Source organism: Leptolyngbya sp. Cla-17, assembly GCF_016807185.1.
GTDB lineage: Bacteria > Cyanobacteriota > Cyanobacteriia > Leptolyngbyales > Leptolyngbyaceae > ULC077BIN1.
In genome coordinates this window covers 2,292,992-2,314,959 of record NZ_JAEVYN010000002.1, presented here as the reverse complement: position 1 = coordinate 2,314,959, position 21,968 = coordinate 2,292,992, and the positions used below count along the sequence as shown (strand labels likewise).

Below are 21,968 nucleotides of genomic sequence, written 5' to 3'. Positions count from 1 at the left end.
CTGCCGAGCTTGTTTCTTCCTGGCAGTTTTGTTGAACGTTTTGTTGAATGCCTTATGCCCCTACCGTTGCCCAATCTCGATGATCATGATTACGCTGACCTGGTGGAAATGGCGCGATCGCTCATCCCTAGCGAATGCCCAGAATGGACGGATCACAACCCCTCTGACACAGGCATTATTCTAATCGAGCTATTCGCCTGGTTAACTGAACTGCTGCTATATCAGGTGAACCAGGTGCCTGACTCATCTCAGCAGGTGTTTCTCCGCCTGCTTAAAGGCGATGAAACCTGGGAGAAACCCAAAAATCAATCACTTCAGGCAGCAACCCAGGAGACAATTTTGGCACTGCGAAAGCGCTATCGAGCCGTCACAGCAGCAGATTATGAAGCTCTGGTGATGGAAAATTTTGCGGTTGGGCGGGTCAAGGTGTTTGAAAACCGTAATTTAACATTAAAAACACAGCCCCCTGAGCCAGTCGCGGGTCATATCAGCCTGGTGATCGTGCCCCAAGAGCCGTTTACTGTCCTCGACCCAGCGTTACAGACAAAGATCGCGGACTTGCTGGAAGAACGACGCTTGTTAGGGACAAAGCAGCATGTTGTCTCTCCTGAATATGTGAACGTTTCTATTACGGCTAATCTGTATTTAGAGGCGGGTCGCGTGTTTGAGCAGGTCAAAGCGGCAGGCATCGCCCAATTACAGCAGTTTTTCCATCCTCTATCAGGGGGAGAAGATAAACAGGGTTGGCCGTTTGGCCGAGCCGTCTATATTTCTGAGATTTACCAGCAGCTAGATCAGCTAGACGGGGTTGACTATGTGGCAAAGGTGGCTGTGACAGTGAAGCCACCAGGTCAGAATGAGTTGCTGTTAAAGAATTACGAATGGCAAGCACACCAATTGGTGAAGCTGAGTCAGAGTCAGATCGTTCTTACTGATCCGGAGGCAAACAGCTAGCCATGAATTTAACTTCCAAGACTGCTAGCAGCTACCTTGACTATCTTCCCGCCGCGCTTCACGAAGACCCATTTTTGGGGCAATTTCTCCTGGCATTTGAAGCCATTCTCAGTGGGGTCTCAGTTGAGGATGTAGTAACTCCGGCTGGGTTTGAGAAAACTTTAGCTGAGATCCATACAAAGTTTTCGGCCAAAACAACGCCGCCAGAGTTTTTACCCTGGCTGGCTGGCTGGGTTGCTCTGAGCCTGCGCGATGACTGGAATGAACAAGTTAAGCGCGACTTTATTCAGCGCATTGTGCCACTTTATAAGCAGCGGGGAACAAAGGCAGCAATGAAGAAGCTGCTTCAGATCTATCTACAAAAGCAAGTAAACCCGCAGGATACATCGGTCACAGAATATGTGGAAATTTTTGAGTTTGATCAAATTCCTCATTACTTTCAGGTGCAGCTTCGCCTCGATAGCCAAGACTTGACCGAGTATCGTCGCAAGGAAACCGTTGCCCGCGCCATTATTGATCGCGAAAAGCCAGCCCATACAATCTATGCGCTGCAAATCTTAATGCCAACGATGCGGTTGGCTTCGTCAGAAAAGCTTTTGGCAGAGGGTGTAAAAAGCGAGGATATTTCCAAACAAAGACTGCGCCTTTTCGCAAACTCTCGTAGCCGAGGTTACAAGATCCATCAAAACAAGACTGCCTTGGGCACAACAACCCAACGCCCCAAATCTACCGATTCCTCCCCCTCAACCTCTAAATAATCCCTAACTATTCTTGAACTGGAGTCATGAATCATGTCAAACGAGTTGAAGCCCCAACCCAAATATGTTGAAAAGCGGCCCCGCTATTTTGATGGTCAATACTTGTCAGTTGATGACTTTGTAAATGAGCAGGAATACCACATTGATCGCCAGCGTCGCATCAGTCAGTTTCTGCATGTTTCTGGAATTCTAGAAGGCTTGCAGGTCACGATTGAAAACACTAGTTTAACGATCACACCCGGAGCCGCGATCAATAACGAAGGGAGACAAATACTGATCGCCCAGAAGATTGAAATTGATTTGTCAAAGCGAGATCTAGCCAAATCAACTACGTATAACCTGTCAATTGCTTGGAACGAAATCGGATCTGATCCGCAGGTGGCGGAGGGAAGTCCGGAAAACACCCGCACTTATGAGGAACCAACAATTGCTATTTCTGAAGAAATATCACCGTCCTCAGTATTGCTGGCTGTCTTAAAACGTCAAGGAACCACTAATTTTTTTGACGCAGATTTAACGAGTTGCCAATATTCTGGCCTCAAATTACCTGCTGAGGATGGTAACGGCGTTACTTTACGATCGCAGAACGGAGCCAGCGATCTCGCAGTTCTCTCTGGCAATTTGAGCATTACTCAGAATCTTGAGATTAATGGCAATGTAGGTATTGGGGGTGCTTCAAGTACAGAAAAGCTGAAGGTAGAAGGAAATACCGCGATCGCAGGCAACCTCTCCGTCACTGGTACTAGCACGTTAAATGGGAATACAGCGATCACAGGTACATTAAATATTACAAGTACTAATGGTGTTAGATTTGCCGTTCCGTCCGGTTTTATGGCTTCGGGATCGCTGACGATCGGCAGCACGAATCAGAATTATGGGGGAGGACAAAGATGGAATGCTAGTACCGCAGGTTTACTCTTAGAAACCCACGACGACACAGAAATTGCTGTTCACGACTCAGATACACGACTTGCTAGCTTCATGCACTACGAGGGTGCAAAGAATAGGTTTACGATTGGCCGTGCTATGAATGGTAATGGTGAAACTAGCGCTGTTGCGATCGCAGGCAACCTCTCCATCACTGGTACTAGCAAATTAGCAGGTAATGTTGGCATTGGTGCAGACCCAGGTATAGAGAAACTGAGGGTGACTGGGTCTGCCGCGATCGCAGGCACTCTCTCAGTCACGGGTGTGAGCTTTGGCTCGAGTATGAGCCAAATGATTGATTTATGGAATAGTGCTTACGGCATCGGCATTCAGGGCGGGACTCAATACTTTCGTACTGACGCGAATTTTGCCTGGTATAAAGGCGGCTCTCACGACGATACTGCGCTGAAAGCAGGCATCAGTGGAACGGTGCAAATGGTCATCAAAGATTGCAATGTGGGCATAAGCACAAATGCTCCAGAATCTAAATTACACATAGACAACGGCAGAGTTGACATTACAGCATCAGATGCAAAAGGTGGCGGTGGAAATCGATTTAATGGATTACTTTCACACACAGAGGGAACGCACAAACGATCGCAGTTAGTTGTGTCCTCTGGTTATAGCGACCTCGTCATTGCTTCCTCTCAGGCAAACGATAATCATGGGAGTAATCTGACATTTGTCACTTCCAATCCTACTGATGCTTCCAAATATCGTAAATGGGTCATCAATCAGGGAAACTGGGGCACTAGGAAGCAATTCTTGGAATTTGGTTATTCAGATAAAGAAACAAGAGCAAATCCTCACGACAATATTAACGACACGGATACAGTTCTTACCCTTGAAGGAGTCGAAAAAAAAGTCGGTATCGGGACACGAACCCCAACCGAGACACTGGACGTCAAAGGCAACATAAAAGCAACAGACGCAACCTTAACAGGCAATCTCTCCATTACAGGTACCAGCACACTAACAGGAAAGGTTGGTATCGGGGGAGCCTCAGGAACGGAGACGCTGAAGGTAACTGGCGATGCCGCGATCGCAGGTGCCTTAGATGTGAACGGAGCGGCAATGTTAGGTTATGAAAGCAACATCACTGATTTTGGCAGTCCGCTCAAGTCAGGATTTTACCAAAATGACGGTAATAAAAAAATTACTGGAAATGTCCCAGATATTTCTTCCGATTGGACGCACTTGATTACAGCTCGGCATTCTAATACAGGCAATAATCACCAGCTTCAAATTGCCGCAAACTATACATCTAATGATCGGCTTTTCTTTAGAAAAATAGCAGTGGGCACGAGTGTAACCTCAAATCCCACGTGGAATGAGGTTGCTACCCGCACTACAAACATATTCAATGGCGATCAAACTATCGTAGGAACCCTGTCCGCAGACGGCCTCAAAATCAAACGTTCGGGAAGCGCGGACGGTGATTGGGGAATCTCGACGGAAGGTGCGTTACAGGTGGCACAGGCTACGATTACCGGCACCATCACCTACCCGGATTTGATCTTAGGGCCCGATCTTCGGATCCGATGGATCGAAGCTCGCAGCAACCGACTCACGGACACTATGACTTTCAAGGAGGCTTACGGTAATGACCACATGGCGCGTAGGGTCGGCGGTGGGCGGAATTACGTAATCCCCCTGAGTGATGGCTATTATGAGGTCTCCCTGAGCGTAACGCCCCCCTCTTCCAGGCGACCGAGCGGCGGGGCGGCGGCCGCGAATTATGTACCGCGGGAGCGGCTCGTCGGACGGGTCGAGGCGATCGATTTATTTAACCGTCTGACAGGCAAATGGAGCGACGCCAAAGGTGACCCGCTCCTATCAACGAGCTTTGACCGGAGTGACCCCAGTGGGATTGATCGGGTCTCCTGAGGGGGGGCTGGGAACCGAACTGCCCCCGAAGTTTCCCCAGGCCACGCCCCCGAAGGAGGAGAAAGGGCGTATGGGAGACGGCCGCGAGCCGCTGCGTACCCTCCGGTGCATCTACCCCGCAACGGATGGAGGATGGACAACACGAGGTGGTGAGGATCACTCTCTGACCACCTTCTAAGCAGAATAGATGATTTTCCCAGGCGGCGTCTCTAAGTGATCGCACGACCAATGAGGGTATTCATTAGGTTACCCGTGCCAGTCGGAAGCCAATATAGCAGCATTGCCCCCAGCCCCACAGACAACGGCCATAGCCGAAGTACAAACCAACCCCACTCTTCACCCAACGCCACCAACGCCGAACATATTCCTCAATGCGGTTCTCTCCCGCGCCTTGCTCATAAAGCTGAGAAACCCGGTCAGCAAACCTCTCCACCGTCTTCGACGCAATCCCCAACCCCTCGGTCGTAAACCAATACCCCAAAAAATCAAACCCCCGTGCAATCCTCCCAATCAACGTCTTATCCGGGTGTTGCTCAACCCGGAGGTCAGCCATCACCTCATTCACCGCCTTAACTGCCTGCCGTAGCCTCCACCTGGTCGGCGCAAGGACAACCCAATCATCCATAAACCGGACATAAAAGCAGCCCAATTCCGCCATCCGGTCATCCAACGGCTTCAGATACAACGCCCCCATCTACGGCGACAACGGACACCCCAAGGAGATCCCCTGGGTAATATCGATGAACTTGCTCCCATCATTGACATACCGCCGAAAATAGCCCCAAAGCAACGCCAAAACTGCCTCATCTTGCACATAACGCCCCACAATTCCCATAAGTATCTGATGATTAATGCTGGCATAGTAGCCCTTAACATCAGTCCAAAAAACAAACTGGTGATCTGCTACATTAGCCGCCACCTCTCGCACCGCAGCCTTCATCCCCCCACTACCCGCCAAATGAAAACACCGCAGCGAGAGATGAGGTTTGAGGTGTGCGGTTAAAACAATCGCGATCGCCTTCAACACCAGCGCATCTAACGCTGACCAAACCTCGATTTTCTGCCCCTGACCCCAAATCGCTCGTAATTCGCGAAACTGATAGCCTCCCGACCGTAAGAGAGCCTGAAGCTGCGGTTTTTTCTCCTCCCACCAGCGCCGCACCTGCCACACCTCATTGTTGAAGTGATAGTGCGATCGCTTCTGGCATAGCCACGCATACGCCTGATCGATGACCACATCCGAGGCAATGAGTTTGAGTAAAGTGCGATCGCTCATCCGCAAGTTGGTTTCATACTTCAACCCAACCCATAAAAGTCTTTCTGATTGTATGGAACTCTGATTGAAATTGCGATCGTAGTTTTCCATCATGGAGTAAAGAAGTGCGATCTCAGCCTTGCTAGATTAGTCTCAAAAAGTGCGATCGCTGATTTGACTTAAGTTTGTGACCCTAAGAGATGCCCTTGCGCTTCAAGGAACTGCCCCAGCAAGGCTTTGAGACTATTTTTTTATCACAGGACATCAAGCAGAGGAGGCTATACACAAGCTTTTGGGCATGTTGAAGAATGGTTTGCATGACCGTCTTCTTATATTTCTGCTTTGTCCTTTCTTTCAAATAATGTCTCGGGCCACGCGTCTTGAGGATGGTGCAAGATCTCAGTTAACTCATCATCCGTCAATCGCTCATACGGCCCATAATAGCTAAACTCATAGAAAACCCCTGGCGCATACCCGCCGCCTTGGGATTGGCATCGATCCACTTCAACACAGTTACTTTCGGATCAATCGGACTCATGATCGTGTATGGTGCGATGAGTCACCTCGCTTATGCTATCCGTTATCCAAACTTTTTATAGTATATTTTCTGTCTCCAAAGTGAAAAACTATTGCATTTCACGTTTTCCCTACTAGAGCCATGCAAGAAAAACTCCAACAACGCCTTCAATCTCTCAAATCCGAATACGAAGCTGGTCAAAAGATGACGGCAGAACTCGAAGTCAAACAAGCTAACCTGCACGATACTCTGTTACGCATTAGTGGGGCAATCCAGGTGTTAGAAGAAGTCCTCAGCGAAGCAAACGAATCAGATTTAGCTGAAAATGAAGCGGTTCCAGAAGCTGATAATGCAAAAGCAGAAGTAGTGTAGCCAGCTTGATAAGCTTGATGCTTGATGCTCTTCGATTTCTCAAAGGAATGAGCAAACATGAAATACTCCCCCACCAAACCCTTCAGGGCATGGTTCACTAACTTGCAACATCACATTTTTCGAGACTGGTCTGCCGCCAAAACCGAACGCAACCGACGCGCGCTCAATCAAGCCATTATCAGAGCCGAAAACGAGCTTTGTCAGGCACGTATGCGAGTCATTGCTATTCCCAGGCAAACAGAAACTACTCAAGTCTTATTAGATGAGTTCCTCTCCTATGAGGCGATTCAGCAGGTTTTTGAGGAGACGAACAAAGGCTCCCTCTTAGCTCAGCTTCAAGCGAAGCGAGATGCATTAAGTCAACAAACAAGCCCAGATCAAACGGATGAAAATGGGGCTAAAACACTTCAGAAGCCTGCCAATTCTAACCCGCAGGTGCTCCAGGCTTTAAACCTGCTGGAAAGAGCCATCAAGCAGCTTGATGAGTTTGAAAACGCGCAAACAATTCAAACCAACGCGGCGCTAAAATTTGAAATTGAAAGCGCAAAACAACTGCTGCAACGAGTTCAAGCGGTTCGAGACGACTTTATCAAGAGCCAGGAAAACCCCAGTATTCTGTGCGATGAGCTGAATCATTTGCAGCTTATGTTAAGCCAGATGCGGTATGAAGTGACTAATGCCCAGCGCCTCTCTACCCTGAAGCGATTTGGTCCCAAAATTGAGCAAATTTCTCAGGTCGCAAAGAGTGTCTCGTCTGACCAGGTCGGTGTTGTCTATCTAGTGGCTTCCACTAGTCTGGAAGTTGAGAGATGGCTCTGCCGCTATCAATGGAATCTAGCCTCCCTGCCAACAGGATGGTTTCTAGGCTATTTTGTCAACCGCTTCCGAGATGTCACCCGACTAATTGGCAGAGTTTCAGGCATTAAAGGGGCACAATACTCTGACAAAAATACAATTAAAGGCAAAATTATTGCTGGCCTGATTGTTTCTCTGTTTATCTGGCTATCCATCTTCTTTGGTGTGAGCCTGCTCATGCTCATCGGCAAGTTTGTCGTTCAATCGATTAACACTGATAACACCAGACGCATTGCTGTCGCCAGAGCTGAAATTAATACCTTGCAAGACAAAATTCTGAAGTCCTTTGATGCCACAGTCAGCACTCTGACCATCTCCCAACTATCTACCTTACCTCTAACTGATAATAAAATCGCACTGCAACTGAGCTATCAAAAAATTGCTGCTACTAGAACCCTCTTACTCTCCTTGCCATCATCCTTACCAAGATGTGAGGTGAATTCAGGTTTCACAGGCTTTGCACCAGGATCAACCTTAGCCGACTGCCGAGAGGACATCACTGCAATTGAACGAAAGAACATCACTGCAATTGAACCAGTCAGCGCTCCCAAGTCTTCTAACCCTCCCCAGAACGAGGAACCAGTCAGCAGTCCCAAGTCTTCTAACCCTCCCCAGAACGAGGAACCAGTCAGCAGTCCCAAGTCTTCTAACCCTCCCCAGAACGAGCTATTAAAATTGCTGCGCCTAGAGTTATTAAGCCTTGAGAATCATCAACAGATCGATAGTATATTGCTGACCTTCTCTACTGCTGTTCAAAATACAAAATCGGATGGTACCTCTGCATACAGCACTCAGATTCAAACAGCTCGGAAGCAAATTATTTCTGAAATTGATACATTAAGAAACAGTGAAACATTTCTTGTTTTAATCGATTTTTTTAATACACTCGACGCAAGCCTACAAGCAAAATTAGAAGGCGATTTAAAACAGCTCACTCCAGCAGCCACGGAACAAAGCAAACCTGACAAAGATGCAAATGATGAAAACGCTACATTAAGCAGCAACCTTCGAGACTTTTATCAAAAGGTGGATAAATCTGATGCAAATTCTCAATTGACAGGAATGTCCAACGTCTTCTTTCAATGGTCTACAGACACGATTTATACCCAGCATATTTATCGCTTCTTATTAGCCTTACTGGCAGGCGGCATCGGGGGAATTATTAGCATTTTTACTCGTATCGATGATATCGAGAAGCAAAACCCCAGTTCTCCCTTCCTTCTAGGACTGCTTCAGCCCCTCATTGGAGCAACGTTTAGTATTGTTGTCATGCTCGTTCTAAGCACTCCAGCCGCAGAAGTAATCAAAATTCTTCCTCAAGAACTTTATCTTAGACCGGACATTAAAAATTCCGTTCAGCAGTCCAATGATGTCAAAAAATTAGACTCCCGCGAAGTCTACCTGATTCTCATTGTCGGCTTCATTGTTGGCTTCAGCGAACGGTTTGCTAAAAATGCCTTCAATGGCATCTCACGCACTCCTTGATCAACCCTCTGAAAAGTTAGTTTACGTCAACAAGGGAATGTTTCCTTACCATTCTTGTCAGTAGCCCTGATGTTATCGCCCGTTTCGACTAAGAGAACTGCACTAGTAACGCGTCGGTATCGTGCTTTCGCTTTAAATCCTGTTAAGACTAATGCTGACACAAAGCCTTCAACGCTGAAATGGTCTCTTCTAGGTTTTTAGGGTGTGAGTCAACGCAATCAACATACTTCCGGTATGCCTGTGGGCAAGTGCAAAATTCCTGCAACGTGAGGTACTTGCTAACCTGCTTTCATGCATTCGATCGCCAGCCTCCTGAATCGGGCACCCTAAGCCTGAACAGAACCTTAAAACATCTCAATACAGTGTACAAAGGGCTCAGTCTGAGCAATAAATCAATGCTTCAACATCCCATAAGGTTCTATTCTGTACCATTCGTACTCAAGATTCAATCCAGTATAAGACTTTATTTTCTCACAATTCTTAACCTGACCTCAGTCTTGTCGGTTTGGTATAAGACTTTATTTTTCCTATGCTTAGAAAAGGCAACGAAAATGCGAGGTTTCAGAAGTTTTTAGTATATAAGTTTATTTTCTAGATACAAGATCTTGTGGAGTAATAAAACGGTCGAACAATTAATAAAACGGTCGAACAATTAATAAAACGGTTGAACAATTTAGCTTAAGTCAATTATAATCCTTGAAAAGCTTGTAGAGCAATTATGGCTATTCACCAACTTCAAGGATACTTTTGTGAGCACACGAAATCACAAGTGGACGCAAGCTACATTGGATCGCTACGTCAAGGAGGGTCGGGGGCTAGGTGAAGGTAAGGACTACAAGCCTTGGCTCACTGTTCGGGACGTTTCTTCGCGCGGCAGATCGTCGAGACCGCCTAGCTGGAAGACTAATCGAGAGCATCACCTACTTTCAGACAATGAGAAACGGCTCTTTTACTTATTTGAGTGGTCAGAGATCATCACAGACATCAGAGAACAGTTTCCTCTTTCTAACCTGAATTTAGCAATGAAAATTGCTGATGAGGTGGGATGGGTCTATCCTAAAGATTCTAAAAGTGGAGTTCCCTATGTTCTAACTACTGATTTTATGCTGACTGTAAAGCGAGATGGTAAGCCAGTGCAGATGGCTCGAACAGTTAAGATGACACAAGAATTAGAGAAGCAATCAGTGGCTAAGAGATTAGAGGTGGAAAGACGCTACTACATAGCGGAAGGGATCGATTGGGATATTGTTACAGAAGAGGGAATTCCTAGGATTTTAGCAGAGAATATTGAATGGATTCATTCTGCCTACTGGCTAGAAGCAACTACTGAGATGAATGTTGAAGAACTCAAATCTCTAGCCAAAACTCTAAAGTTTAGGCTTCAAGGAAGTGATCTTACTATCAATCAAATTACGACGGATCTAGATAATGAGCAGAATCTAGAGAGGGGGACATCGCTTTATCTCTTCAAACACTTAGTAGCTAGAAAGGAAGCAGGGTTATTTCATTCTAGACAGTAGGTGAGCATAGGGTCCAGAGTATGGAAGTCCATTCTCCCCCCTTTGATCGTGATGAGTACGCTTGCAATCGTAGAAGTATTTTCTCACCTACCCGACCCCCGCCGAGGCGCGGGCAGCCGTCATCAGTATGCCGTCTGTTTAGCCTTGTTTACCTTAGCGATCAGTGCAGGCTGTGGCGGATTTATCGCGATGGGAGATTGGTTAGAGGAATACCGTGAATCCCTGATTCTCCTGTTTGGGTCACCGAAACATGGACTACCATCCTATAGTACGATCCGTCGGGTGCTATTAACGCTGGACTATCAATCCTACGGAGCTTGTATCTCAGAGTTCTTCACAATAGAACCGAAAGCGGGAGAAACGATCGCTCTTGATGGTAAGGTCTTACGGGGTTCTTACCAGATTGAGACGAACGCGAGTACGACAGAATCTCATCCTGCGATTCAATTAGTCACGGCATACGTCGTGGAACGAGGACTGATCCTACCTCCCCAGCCCGTGGATTGCAAAAGTAATGAAATTAAAGCGATTCCGCCGATCTTAGAGCAACTGGCAAAACGCGGAGTGGTGTTTGCTTTCGACGCTTTGAACACTCAAAAAAAATATCTGCGCAAATCATCGACTCTGAAAACGACTATCTCGGCGCATTGAAAGGAAACCACGGCAATTTTTACGCTGCAATTACGGCACAATTTCAGTCCGAATCCCATATTAATTGCGTTGAAACGGGGCATGGTCGAGTCGAACGCCGAAGCGTCAGCTTGTGGAAGACCTGGGATGGGTTGCCCGGAGCAGAAGAATGGTCAGGATTACGAAGCATTATTCGAGTCAAGAGCTATCGGCACATCCTCAAGGGGCAATATATCTTGATTAAAAAGCCTGAAATCCGTTATTACATCAGTTCGTTAGACGAAACAGTCGAACAGTTTGGGCGACGGATACGGGATTACTGGCACGTTGAGAATAAAGTCCATCATGTGCGAGATGTGACTCAAGGCGAAGATGGTTCTAGAATCCGAGTCAGCGCACTACCTGTCCTATTTGCCACTGCCCGGAATCTAGCCCTCAACCTCTATCGGGATGCCGGAGAAACTAATATGGCACAGGCAAGGCGGAAAGCAGGTTATGGGCTGAAGTTGTTGAAGAAGCTATTTAGAATGAAATAACCCTGAGAAAGGAAGTCGTTATGGATATTCTAAATACAAAAATATCGAGTTGTCCTTTCGCTAAAACTATTCAAAGAATTATTCATTAGCTTTGCCCGATTAAAAAGATGAACGACTACTTATTCACAAATGATTTAATAGAGTGGAAAAATAGTTCAGACAATCCAGTAATTGAGAGAGTTTTGTGGATTGATGAGGGTTATGTTATTGCATTTGTATTTGACATTAATGCAAAGTTGGGATTTCCTCAACCGAGGAGAGTTTCTGAAATATTAGAAGCCCTCTCTGAAGGATTCGTCACTAAGTTGCCGAACGACCCTTGGGCAAGAATAGTTAGTGATGAGGATTTAACGGATAGGGAGAAAACGCACAGAGTCAAAGCTTGGGGAATAATTTCATCTCTTGTTGCTCAAGAACCATCAATTTATTACAGGGATTTTCGTGGCTCTGCCGTTAAACAAGTTGTTGAGAATTACAACATTGGAAGAAATGAAGAAAAGCTAGTAGAAAAAACTGTTTATAAATATCTAAGAAGGTTTTGGCAAAGAGGAAAAACTGAGAATGCCCTCATCCCCGATTATATTAACTCATCAGGAAAAGGGGAAAACAAAGGATTTGGAGAAAAGAAGAGAGGTAGACCTAGAAAATACAGACAGGATCTAGATATTAGAGAGGGAGTTAATGTTACTGAGGAAGACAGAAAAATTTTCAGAGTAGCCATAGCAAAGTATTACAATACCCCCAAGAAAAACTCACTGACAAGTGCCTATGAGCAGATGGTTAAGGAGTACTACAAAGACGATATTAGATATGACAAAAACGGTGTAATGAAATCTATATTAAAGCCAATATATGAAATACCCACCTTAACCCAATTCAGATACTGGTACCAACTTGAATATCAAAAAAATGTAAAGAAGACAATTACATTGCGTGAAGGAGAAAAAAAATTTGCTTTGAAGCATAGAGCCATTACAGGAACATCCCAAATGGAAACCATTGGACCTGGCTCTCGCTATCAAATTGATGCCACTATTGCTGATGTGTATGTGGTTTCTAAGTACAACCGGACTTGGATCATTGGTAGACCAGTAATTTATGTGGTCATTGACGTTTTTAGTCGAATGGTAGTAGGTGTTTATGTTGGACTAGAGGGACCCTCATGGATGGGCGCAATGATGGCTCTATCCAACGCTGCGACAGACAAAGTGAAGTTCTGTAAGGAGTATGGCATTGAGATTACTGAGGAAGAATGGCTATGTCATCACTTGCCCGATGCAATCCTAGGAGATAGGGGCGAGTTACTAGGAATGCCGATCGAGAAAAACTTCATTCCCAACCTTCATGTTCGCATTGAGAATGCTGCTGCCTACAGAGCTGATTGGAAAGGTTTGATAGAAAGATACTTTTCCATCATTCATGGTCACGTCAAGCCATTTCTACCCGGCTATGTAGACGTAGATTTTAGGCAGAGAGGAGCACATGATTATCGACTTGATAGTAGGCTTGATATCGATCAGTTCACTGAAATTATTATTCGTATCATCCTTTTTCATAACAATCACCATCATCTAGATACGTATGAAAGAGATGAAGCAATGATTGCAGATGATGTACGGTGCTTCCCTACAGACTTATGGAAATGGGGAATCACTAACCGCTCTGGTAGGCTTAGAACCTTTAGCGAAGATGTTGTTAAGCTGAACTTGATGCCAACTGAAAAAGCAACTATTAGTGCTGAAGGTATTAAACTTAAGGGTAAGGAGATGTACTATCTCTGCGAAAAGGCGATTAAAGAGCAATGGCGTGAACGGGCAAGAAGTGGACTTCTGTCCGCATCTGAGAAGTCTCTAAAGGTTGTTTACGATATCAGAAAGCCAAACTTCATCTATCTCCCTTCTGCCGACGGTAGGAGTTTTGAAAAGTGCTTTCTCACTGACTCCTCAGAACGTTATGCAGACAAGAATTTTCATGACATTGAATATTTGATTGCGTATGAGAAACTACAAAATCAAAAAAATCAGGGTAAAGAGTTGCAAGACAAAGTTGATTTAGTTGCCGATATCGAGAATGTAGCTACGAGAGCAGAAAAAATGACTGGGGATGGTTCAAATAGTAATTCAAGCAATAGACAAAGAATCTCTGGTATTAGAGATAAAAGGTCAAGCGAGAAGGCTGAACGGCGCGTGACCGAAGGCTTTGAGTTAGCCAAGGCAGAAAATAATCAGGATTGTGAGTCACCAGCAGATAGCAAATCGCAAGCTTTGGAACAACCAAAATCATTAAAACCAGATCACCTTGGTCTTCTTAGGCAGAAACGGCAAGAGCGCAAAGATGGATAAAAGTAGTGAGGGTAAATGGGTTCAAATTCCTAATGGCAATTGGGCGGTTGTGGCTCAGTACAGAGATCACAAGCTGTCTGAGTACAATGAAAATCCAATCATACAAGCCCTACCACCGATTCTTTCTCATACCAATTTAAATGGTGTCAATGACAGATAGTGCATTGAGGATAAAGGGGTAGCCTGTAAGGGAAGCAATCACTTGAGGGGTTAGCTGGGCTAAGAGTTGATCAACCCTGGATTGCAGTTGGTCAAGCGTTTTGAACGCAGCCCACTTGAGATCCGCCTTGAGATGTTCCCATAAACGCTCGATAGGATTTAACTCTGGGCAGTAAGGCGGTTGAAACACCAAGATAATGTTCTCTGGCACAATAAGGTCTTTGCCTTTGTGGAACCGTCCGTTATCCACTTGCAGGATGTTGAGACTATCGGGGTAAGCCTTGGAGAACTCATCTAAGAACCATTGGTAGCATGCGGTATCGACATGGGAGAATTGCAAGAAAAAGGACTCTCCTGTGGTAGGTTCCACAGCACCGTATAGCCAGAATGCTTTGAATATCCATTGCCACGCCCCGATGGGTTTAACCCCAACTGCCGTAATTAATCGTCCGATGAGCGTGTGAAGTCCAAAGCGACTCTCATCTTGTGCGAAGTAACGAATCGGTCGCTCATCCTGGCGCACCTGCCGATAGTACTGACTCAATAAGTCGAGGTCGTCTGCGAGGTTTGCTTAAATGCCTCTCGCTGGACTCGGTTCTGCTTGATGTTTTGAGGACGGGCGACCTTGAGTTTCGCTTTGAGTCGATAGCGCGTCATCTGGTAGACCGCATGATACTCGGCTTCTACCCCTAAACTCTCTAACAGCCACTGCTGCACCTTCCCATAGCTGCTAAACCCATTGCTCGGTTCCTGCAATCGCTTGGCTAAGGCAACCTCCGCCCACATTGGAATCACCCGGTTGCCTCCTCCTGGAGTGGGTTTAACCACCAGCAATGCTTCTAATCCTTGCGCTCGGTACAGGGCTAACCATTTTTGCACCGTGCCCCGATGCCTGCCAATTGCAATCGCAATCTGACTGACACTCGGTGCGTGCGCTTGTTTGAGCCAGTACAACACTTGCAATCGCTCTTTGAGTATCGGCTGTTCAACCGCTCGCAAACGGGTGCCTAGCTCCTCGAGACTTTCTTTAATTGCGATTGCGCTTACTCCAGCCATTGTTAGACTCTCACCTCTACATCGCTCAGTTTATCTGATCTGTAATGGCTCCAATTTAATTTGGTATGAGCCTGGTACGTCTGAATGTCAGATGTTAGTTTGCTGACTTCAGCTTTTTCGGCTTCTAATTGTTGGCTTTCGGCTTCAAGTTGAGTGGCAGCAGTTTGAATTTGCGATCGTAGATCCTTTGCGTAACGATCTGCCTGATTGAGTTGGTCAACCACCTGAATAACTCTTTTGCCAAACTCACCATCCGCTAAAACACCAACGCCACACGCCATAGTCACCGCAGTCGCTAGATTTTTCGCGTCTTCTGAATACTGGTTATCTTTTGATAAACTCGCTCCAACTGCTTCCCTGCAAACAACTTCTACCTGGTACTTTGCCATGAATGCATTGACATTCCGATTGTATGTTTCCAGTTCAGTCTTCAGCTGATTTTTCTGAAGCTCTATGTTTGAGAGTTTTTGTTGTCTGCCTAACATCCGCTCTGCTAGTAACTCCATTTCCTGTTCCAATGGCTTAATCTTCGCTGTAATACTTTGCTGTCTGGTTTCTCTTACTCTTTCTGCTGCTAATTGGGTGCGCTCCTGTTTAGCAGACTCATTGTCTGACTCCTCTCTCGTTTGGATTGCGGCTCCAGATTGGGTTGGTGGAACTGTCGTAGAACAGCCAGCGAGCACTAGAAAGCAAACTCCAAGAGCTAATGTTTTTTGCAACATACTTCATCCTTGTGGTGATTAGAAATTTCTGCCCTGTGATTCAACCAATTTGGAGTAAATGCATCCTGTGGTTAGGGTTCTATTTCTTTTTCCCTCTCAGGATTAGGAGCATATGCAAGCTGAAAAGAACATTGATCAGTTCAAATTGATAGACATGCAAAACGCTGATAACCTCACGCCTATGAATTCCTTTGAAGGAGAAGACACAAGCATGAGGTTAGAGGAGACCTAGCAAAAATGGTTGACTTAATGGATGAGGCTATTCATGCTCGTGAGATTTCCGTAAGCGGGTGTGACGTTTGAACAGGGTGCCAATCACAGTTGCCCCACCCAACATCAACATCGTGCTAGGTTCAGGAACAGCAGCAACATCGGGTTCAGGAATGAAATCGGGAACTGGGTCAGATGCGACATCAGACATGGCAGCGGTGGTTAAGTTTAGGCGAGCAAACGAGTCACTATTGTAGAATAACCCGCTCACATTCACCGCCAATTCGTTGCCGCTAAAGGTGACGCGCTCCGGTGTGAGGCGCAGCGTCGTGCGTGGGTCGATCGCCACACCTGTAATTTGCAAGGCAAGCGGTGCGGTAAATGCGAACACGTAATCATTCCGAAATGTATTTGAAAAGGCACCAAAGCCTGCATTCGCGTAATTGAGTTCTACGTAATCTGCACCTGCATCGATCGCTGCATTTACAATAAAAAATCCTGGAAAGTCACCGGGAGGAAATAGGCTCTGGGCATTTGGGAACTCGACCGCCGATTCACTCACAATCGCAGACACGGGAAAGCGGTTGACAAGAAGTTCGCTGGTTGGAGTGCGCTGTACTTCGGCACGTAGTCTCAATTCTGACCCAATTAAGGAGAACGCGGAAGCGGCACTACCACTCAAAGCAACGATCGCTACGGAGGCAAACAGCGAAATGGTTTTACGCATGATGCAATTGTCCTTGTTGATATTCATAAGCAAATAGCCAACTTACTATTACTTTCCACTGAAGTAGATGCACCGTATATCTACGGAATATTTACAGAATCTTCACAGGAATAGTGAGAATCCCTAAACAACCCTGTGATCGGGCATCATTTTTAGACAATGCTGAGGCTGTTCAGATTACCTGTAAACCCGGTAATTTCGATGATGCTGTCTGCGCTGGCAGAAAACCCAGCCCTGCTGTCATTGAGTGCCAAGAAAGTGCGATCGCTCAATCCATCTCGGAATTTAAACGTGGAAGCACCATTAACCACAAAGTTATTCGGGGTCAGAGTCTGCTGAATGGCAGTTTCAGTCAAGTTGCTCACATAGCCCAGTTTCTTGATTTGAGCGGCTGCAACTGCTCTTGGCCCATCGATTGCATCGACACCGATCGCGAAATCTTTGATGCGATCAAAGTTAGCCAACAACGAATCCGAATAGGATTGGTACTGGAACGTATCTACACCCAGCCCACCCGTCAGAATATCGCCACCCCCGCCGCCGCTAATCAGGTCATTACCTGCGCCCGCATTGATGATGTCATTGCCAGAACTCGTGAAGATGGTGTCATCTTTGCTTGTACCCGTGACGGTGAACCGTTCGATGCCCGTGAAGGTGACAAAGTCCAAGACAGTAGCGTTTGTGCTGCTGACGTTGCGCAAGGCGGTGCCATAGAGGCTACTGCCATTGAACCGCATCCCCGTGCCGGTATCGCCGATGGAATAGTCCACAATCAGGTGATCCAGTCCAGCGCCCCCAAAAACAGTGTCGGAACCCAGCCCAGCATTAACGGTGTCGTTGCCTGCCCCCGTCTGGATGTAGTCGTTGGCTCTGAAGACCGCACCATTGACAATGCCAGTTTGGAGGACAGTGTCGTTGCCACTGCCTGTGATCAGGCTAAACCGCTCAAAATTGGTCGCCCTGATCACTCCAGAGACATTGATGTCTAAGAGATTGGAGAGGTTGAGGTTAGCCGTTTGGTTGGAAAGGTCGAGGGTCAGAGTGTCGATGCCCGTGCCGCCATCGAAAAACCCAAGATTGCCCGCGATCGGTCGGGGGATGCTGACTTGGTCATTGCCGGCACCGGCCCGAATCACGCTGTTTTGGGTCGTCAGGTTGTAGAAGGTGTCGTCCTTGCTGGTGCCGGTGACGGTGAATTGCTCAATTTCGGAAAACAGAATGGAATCAACGCGATCGCTCGTTCTACGCCAAGCGCTAGTCCCTGCGTTGAAATCTACGCCGCCGCCGGTATCGCCCACGGAGTAGTCCAAAATCAGGTGGTCAAGGCCATCGCCCCCGTAGACATAGTCACGACCCAGTCCGGGGTTGATGGTGTCGTTGCCGCCATTGGTGCGAATGACATCATCACTAAAAATGACGTTCATGAGTTGAATGATGCGATCGTTACCATTACCTGTAGTGATGTTCATAATTTTCAATGTGCTTTCGTGGTTTGAACAGTGGAATTCCCCTAATCTTGGGGTTCCATGGGTTTGTCCCTCTCACGATTTAGAGCATATGCAAAAGTTTAGACATGAGTTGACATGGGCAATGTCAAGTTCTATCCAAGAGCGGCGATCGCCCCTTATCACCTTGACTCACTATCATCCAAGTTCGGAGTGCAAAGTTTGGAGTTCGGAGGGCGATCGTTCCCCTTCAGACCTCGAACATTGCACCTCGAAGCACGATCGCCCAGGCTGCAAACCGGAATGCTGGAAATCAAGGGTGCGATCGCCGGGGAAATACTACAACTGCTGTAATAATCGGGTCAGTCTGTGCGATCGCGTAGCTGCCGCCCCTGCATAACCTCCTACCATTGGGAGTGATGTAAGGTTGTTGAGTTACTATCCCCCTGATGCACCACCAAAACCGCGACTCCAAACTGAGATGGACATCCACGCTGCTCTCTGCGGTGATGTTCTAGACTTGTGGAAATAAGAGAAAATCAGACAGGTGTTATTGCTCAATTTACAGCATGGTTTTGGAACCCGTTCTTTGTCCGGCTTGTGGCACTGATAATGTAGTGAAGCACGGTCGATCTGAGGTAGGTAAACAACGCTACAAGTGTCGTAACCCTGAGTGTAACCGCAGTACTTTCATGCGAGATTATATTTACCGAGGCTACTTGCCAGATGTCAAACAGCAGATTGTAGACATGGCGGTTAACGGCAGTGGCATCCGAGATACCGCCCGTGTGCTAAAGATTAGTCCTACAACCGTGATTGAAGCATTAAAAAAAAGATCGGCATCTGCAATCGATCAATCAAGCGCGGTTAGCTGAGATAGAACCAAGTCAGACAGTCGTGCGGCTGTGTCAATGGGAGGAGGTAGAGGCAGAAGTGGATGAAATGTGGAGCTTTGTCCAATCTAAGCACCAACAACGGTGGTTATGGCATGCAATTGACCACCACACAGGTGCGGTATTGGCTTATGTGTTGTCAGACCACAAAGACACGGCTTTTCTCGAACTCAAATCCTTGTTGGAGCCATTTGGAATTACCCAGTTCTATACAGATGGTTGGGGAGCCTATGAACGCCAGCTTGAGCCTGTTGTCCATACCGTTGGTAAAGCCAATACTCAAACCATTGAACGCAAACATCTCACCTTGCGGACTCGGATTAAGCGCTTAGCTCGAAAAACGATTTGCTTCTCCAAGTCCATTTGGTTACATGATGTGGTCATAGGTCTATTCATCAATCGCTATGAATTTGGCTTGCTGGTTTAGAGCTATCCACAGGTCTAGAACATTAGTGCGCCGAGCGAAGCTCGGCTCTGCCAACCAGGGGAAGAACCTGGTCAGGGAAGCCTTGGCAAGGCACCAAGTACCGAGTGTTGCGCTGTCATCGGCAACGAGGACAGTGAAGCGTACACAGGGAGATGATGGGCTGCAATGCGAAAGCGTGAAGGGATTGAGCCCCGAAATTAGACATACACGTGGATGCCGACACAGTTCGTGTTGTGGAAGGCAAAACCAACAGAGCCAACTGCCAGGGTTCTGGAGGGTCCACCGGGGTCGGAGACCGTAGCACGTCATCAAGGTAGAGTCGGGAACTCGGGAGGTCCCATGAACTCCTCCATCGGGGGGTAGAGCCGCACAACCGGCAAACCGGAAGAACGCTCAACGATTCATGGGAAGTCGGATGTCCCCATAGTAGTGAAGAAGTGGGGTAACGCCCACGGAGCGAAGGGGGACACATTGGGTCGAACACTCGAAGGCAACATCAACCACACTCAGAGGTGGAAGTATGGTGACAACAGGAATCGAGCGGATAGCCGAACGGGCTCACAGAGAACCAGGGACTGTCTTCAGTGCCCTGATGCACCACTATAGTGTGGAGAATCTGCGAGCCTGCTTTCAGTCGCTAGACAACAAAGCGCCTGGAATCGATGGAGTGACGAAAACGGAGTACGGACAGAACCTGGAGGAAAATCTACAGGGGTTGCACCGGAAACTGAACCAGATGTCGTATCGACCCCAAGCGGTACGACGAGTCGAGATTCCCAAAGAAGATGGCAGCTTGCGCCCTCTGGGAATTAGTTGCGTTGAAGACAAAATCGTTCAGGAGATGACTCGTCGGGTCTTAGAATCAATTTACGAACCGGTATTCCTCAGTAACTCCTATGGGTTTCGACCCCATAAAGGATGTCATGATGCCCTGCGGCAACTGCATCAGGAGGTCATGGGGCAACCCGTTGGGTGGATTGCAGACCTAGACCTGGCTCAATTCTTCGACACCATGCCGCACCAGGAAATCCTCAAGGTATTAGCCCTGCGGATTCGGGATAGAAGATTCCTACAGGTGATTGCGCGAATGCTCAAAGCCGGAGTCCAAACCCTAGGCGGCGTAGTACAGGATGAATTGGGTAGCCCGCAAGGCTCGATAGTCTCCCCCGTCATTGCAAATGTGTTCTTGGATTTTGTGCTAGATCAGTGGTTTACCACCATTGTGCGCCAGCACTGCCGAGGCTACTGCGCTCTGATCCGGTATGCGGACGATAGCATTGCCTTGTTTGAGTTCGAGGACGATGCTCGACGATTCATGCGGGTTCTGCCCAAGCGATTGGAGAAGTTCGGCTTGCGCCTCAATGAGGAGAAAACCCAACTTCTTCCCTGCGGCAAGCGGCAAGCGGGTCTAGCCCTCAAGTACGGGAGAAAATTCCCCAGCTTTGATTTTCTGGGGTTCACCCATTACTGGGGCAAGAGTCGCAACGGAAAAGCCCGATTAAAGCGCAAGACTTCAAAGAAACGATTTCGCCGTGCGTTAGTCACCCTCAATCAATGGTTGCAGCAAAAACGCAATGCTCATAAGCTGCCTCAGCTATGGCAAGCAATCGGGCAAAAGCTGCGCGGACACTTCAACTACTTTGGGGTCACCGACAACGGTCATGCGCTCTACCACTTTGAAGACGCAGTTCACAAGCTGGTCTTCAAATGGCTGAATCGACGGAGTCAACGACGTAGCTTTCGCTGGGAGAGCTTTCTACGCTATCTGGCGTGGCATCCTCTCCCCAGACCTGGTCGCTTAGTGTCGCTTTATTAGAGCAGGTGAATGGCTCAATGAAGAGGCTTGTGCGGGAAAACCGCAGGCAGGCTTCTGTGAGGGGGAGGTTTCCAACGATGCAAGGCTAAATCGTGTGACACTCTCGTATTCCGAAAGGGGAGAGCAACGGGGAATACAAAGCAAGCCTAAACATTGGAGGAACCCTCTCTACTCGACCCTGCCATAGTATGGGTGGCATGATCCTCCTCACCTTTTGCCGTCTCTTTCCGGAATCTTTGGGCGATCGCGTAGCTGGGCTAGTGCTAGTAGACACGACTTACACCAACCCAATCAAAACTGCCATCCTGAGCCAAATTCTCACGCCCCTTCAGAAGCCACTGATTGAACCCTTGCTATACGTGACGATCGCGCTGGCTCCGATCTCGTGGTTGATGAGTGGTTTGAGTTATACCAATTTAAATTGAGTAAGCGGCAAATGGACTAGACTGAGCGGAGTTGTTTGGAGAGTCTAGTC

The 21,968-nt window shown here is 47.2% G+C and carries 18 protein-coding genes and 1 pseudogene; 12 read left to right on the top strand and 7 right to left on the bottom strand.

Going from position 1 to position 21,968, the window contains the following annotated elements:
• Positions 1 to 54: 54 nt before the first annotated feature.
• From JOY44_RS21535 to JOY44_RS21525, 3 genes are read left to right on the top strand one after another with little or no spacing between them, the layout of a single operon-like run.
• A complete protein-coding gene (locus JOY44_RS21535; RefSeq protein WP_171575542.1) occupies positions 55 to 954 on the top strand; it encodes a baseplate J/gp47 family protein in 900 nt (299 codons plus the stop codon).
• A gap of 2 nt (positions 955 to 956) precedes the next feature.
• On the top strand, positions 957 to 1,712 hold the full coding sequence (locus tag JOY44_RS21530) for a phage tail protein I (protein ID WP_171575541.1): 756 nt from the start codon (positions 957 to 959) through the stop codon (positions 1,710 to 1,712).
• A 33-nt stretch (positions 1,713 to 1,745) separates the two neighbouring features.
• Positions 1,746 to 4,526 (top strand): hypothetical protein, encoded by a 2,781-nt coding sequence (locus JOY44_RS21525; RefSeq protein ID WP_171575540.1) that lies wholly within the window; start codon positions 1,746 to 1,748, stop codon positions 4,524 to 4,526.
• Between the two features lie 241 nt (positions 4,527 to 4,767).
• Here the strand turns inward: JOY44_RS21525 and JOY44_RS21520 are convergent, their stop codons facing one another.
• Together JOY44_RS21520 and JOY44_RS21515 are read right to left on the bottom strand one after the other, a co-directional pair.
• Positions 4,768 to 5,220: a reverse transcriptase domain-containing protein gene (locus JOY44_RS21520; RefSeq protein ID WP_203032083.1), complete on the bottom strand. Its 453-nt coding sequence runs from the start codon at positions 5,218 to 5,220 to the stop codon at positions 4,768 to 4,770.
• Positions 5,221 to 5,895 (bottom strand): hypothetical protein, encoded by a 675-nt coding sequence (locus tag JOY44_RS21515; protein ID WP_171575538.1) that lies wholly within the window; start codon positions 5,893 to 5,895, stop codon positions 5,221 to 5,223.
• 544 nt (positions 5,896 to 6,439) lie between these two features.
• On the opposite strand from JOY44_RS21515, the gene JOY44_RS21510 reads away from it, so the two are divergent.
• The 5 genes and pseudogenes from JOY44_RS21510 (at position 6,440) to JOY44_RS21485 (ending at position 14,038) form a co-directional block, all read left to right on the top strand.
• Positions 6,440 to 6,670 (top strand): hypothetical protein, encoded by a 231-nt coding sequence (locus JOY44_RS21510; RefSeq protein WP_171575537.1) that lies wholly within the window; start codon positions 6,440 to 6,442, stop codon positions 6,668 to 6,670.
• A gap of 57 nt (positions 6,671 to 6,727) precedes the next feature.
• Positions 6,728 to 9,010, top strand: coding sequence for a hypothetical protein (locus JOY44_RS21505; protein ID WP_171575536.1), 2,283 nt, complete (start codon positions 6,728 to 6,730; stop codon positions 9,008 to 9,010).
• 749 nt (positions 9,011 to 9,759) lie between these two features.
• On the top strand, positions 9,760 to 10,530 hold the full coding sequence (locus JOY44_RS32455) for a TnsA endonuclease C-terminal domain-containing protein (protein ID WP_171575535.1): 771 nt from the start codon (positions 9,760 to 9,762) through the stop codon (positions 10,528 to 10,530).
• A 51-nt stretch (positions 10,531 to 10,581) separates the two neighbouring features.
• Positions 10,582 to 11,696 (top strand): annotated as a pseudogene (locus JOY44_RS32935) (ISAs1 family transposase).
• 107 nt (positions 11,697 to 11,803) lie between these two features.
• Positions 11,804 to 14,038 carry a DDE-type integrase/transposase/recombinase gene (locus tag JOY44_RS21485; RefSeq protein WP_171575534.1) on the top strand — a complete coding sequence of 745 codons (2,235 nt, stop codon included), beginning with the start codon at positions 11,804 to 11,806 and terminating at the stop codon, positions 14,036 to 14,038.
• 136 nt (positions 14,039 to 14,174) lie between these two features.
• Here JOY44_RS21485 and JOY44_RS21480 read toward each other — a convergent pair whose 3' ends face one another.
• The 5 genes from JOY44_RS21480 to JOY44_RS21460 all read right to left on the bottom strand — a co-directional run bounded on the left by JOY44_RS21480 (position 14,175) and on the right by JOY44_RS21460 (position 18,381).
• A complete protein-coding gene (locus JOY44_RS21480) occupies positions 14,175 to 14,741 on the bottom strand; it encodes an IS630 family transposase (protein WP_171572406.1) in 567 nt (188 codons plus the stop codon).
• On the bottom strand, positions 14,738 to 15,253 hold the full coding sequence (locus JOY44_RS21475) for a helix-turn-helix domain-containing protein (RefSeq protein WP_171572405.1): 516 nt from the start codon (positions 15,251 to 15,253) through the stop codon (positions 14,738 to 14,740). The genes JOY44_RS21480 and JOY44_RS21475 overlap by 4 nt, the downstream gene beginning before the upstream one ends.
• Positions 15,254 to 15,255: 2 nt before the next feature.
• Entirely contained in the window at positions 15,256 to 15,975 is a 720-nt protein-coding gene (locus JOY44_RS21470) for a hypothetical protein (RefSeq protein ID WP_171575532.1), read from the bottom strand.
• A gap of 259 nt (positions 15,976 to 16,234) precedes the next feature.
• The gene (locus JOY44_RS21465; RefSeq protein ID WP_171575531.1) at positions 16,235 to 16,912 is read right to left on the bottom strand and encodes a PEP-CTERM sorting domain-containing protein; all 678 of its coding nucleotides are present in this window, start codon (positions 16,910 to 16,912) and stop codon (positions 16,235 to 16,237) included.
• A gap of 152 nt (positions 16,913 to 17,064) precedes the next feature.
• Entirely contained in the window at positions 17,065 to 18,381 is a 1,317-nt protein-coding gene (locus tag JOY44_RS21460) for a calcium-binding protein (RefSeq protein ID WP_171575530.1), read from the bottom strand.
• A gap of 121 nt (positions 18,382 to 18,502) precedes the next feature.
• On the opposite strand from JOY44_RS21460, the gene JOY44_RS21455 reads away from it, so the two are divergent.
• The 4 genes from JOY44_RS21455 (at position 18,503) to JOY44_RS21435 (ending at position 21,918) form a co-directional block, all read left to right on the top strand.
• Complete coding sequence (locus JOY44_RS21455) at positions 18,503 to 18,757, top strand: hypothetical protein (protein ID WP_203032082.1); 255 nt, start codon at positions 18,503 to 18,505, stop codon at positions 18,755 to 18,757.
• Between the two features lie 169 nt (positions 18,758 to 18,926).
• A protein-coding gene (locus JOY44_RS32930) for an IS1 family transposase (RefSeq protein WP_415881120.1) occupies positions 18,927 to 19,677 on the top strand; the annotation gives its coding sequence in 2 pieces (ribosomal slippage) (positions 18,927 to 19,184 and positions 19,186 to 19,677; 750 coding nt in all).
• A 520-nt stretch (positions 19,678 to 20,197) separates the two neighbouring features.
• Positions 20,198 to 21,493 carry a group II intron reverse transcriptase/maturase gene (gene ltrA, locus JOY44_RS21440; RefSeq protein ID WP_171574387.1) on the top strand — a complete coding sequence of 432 codons (1,296 nt, stop codon included), beginning with the start codon at positions 20,198 to 20,200 and terminating at the stop codon, positions 21,491 to 21,493.
• A 188-nt stretch (positions 21,494 to 21,681) separates the two neighbouring features.
• Positions 21,682 to 21,918 (top strand): hypothetical protein, encoded by a 237-nt coding sequence (locus tag JOY44_RS21435; RefSeq protein WP_197985640.1) that lies wholly within the window; start codon positions 21,682 to 21,684, stop codon positions 21,916 to 21,918.
• Positions 21,919 to 21,968: the final 50 nt, after the last annotated feature.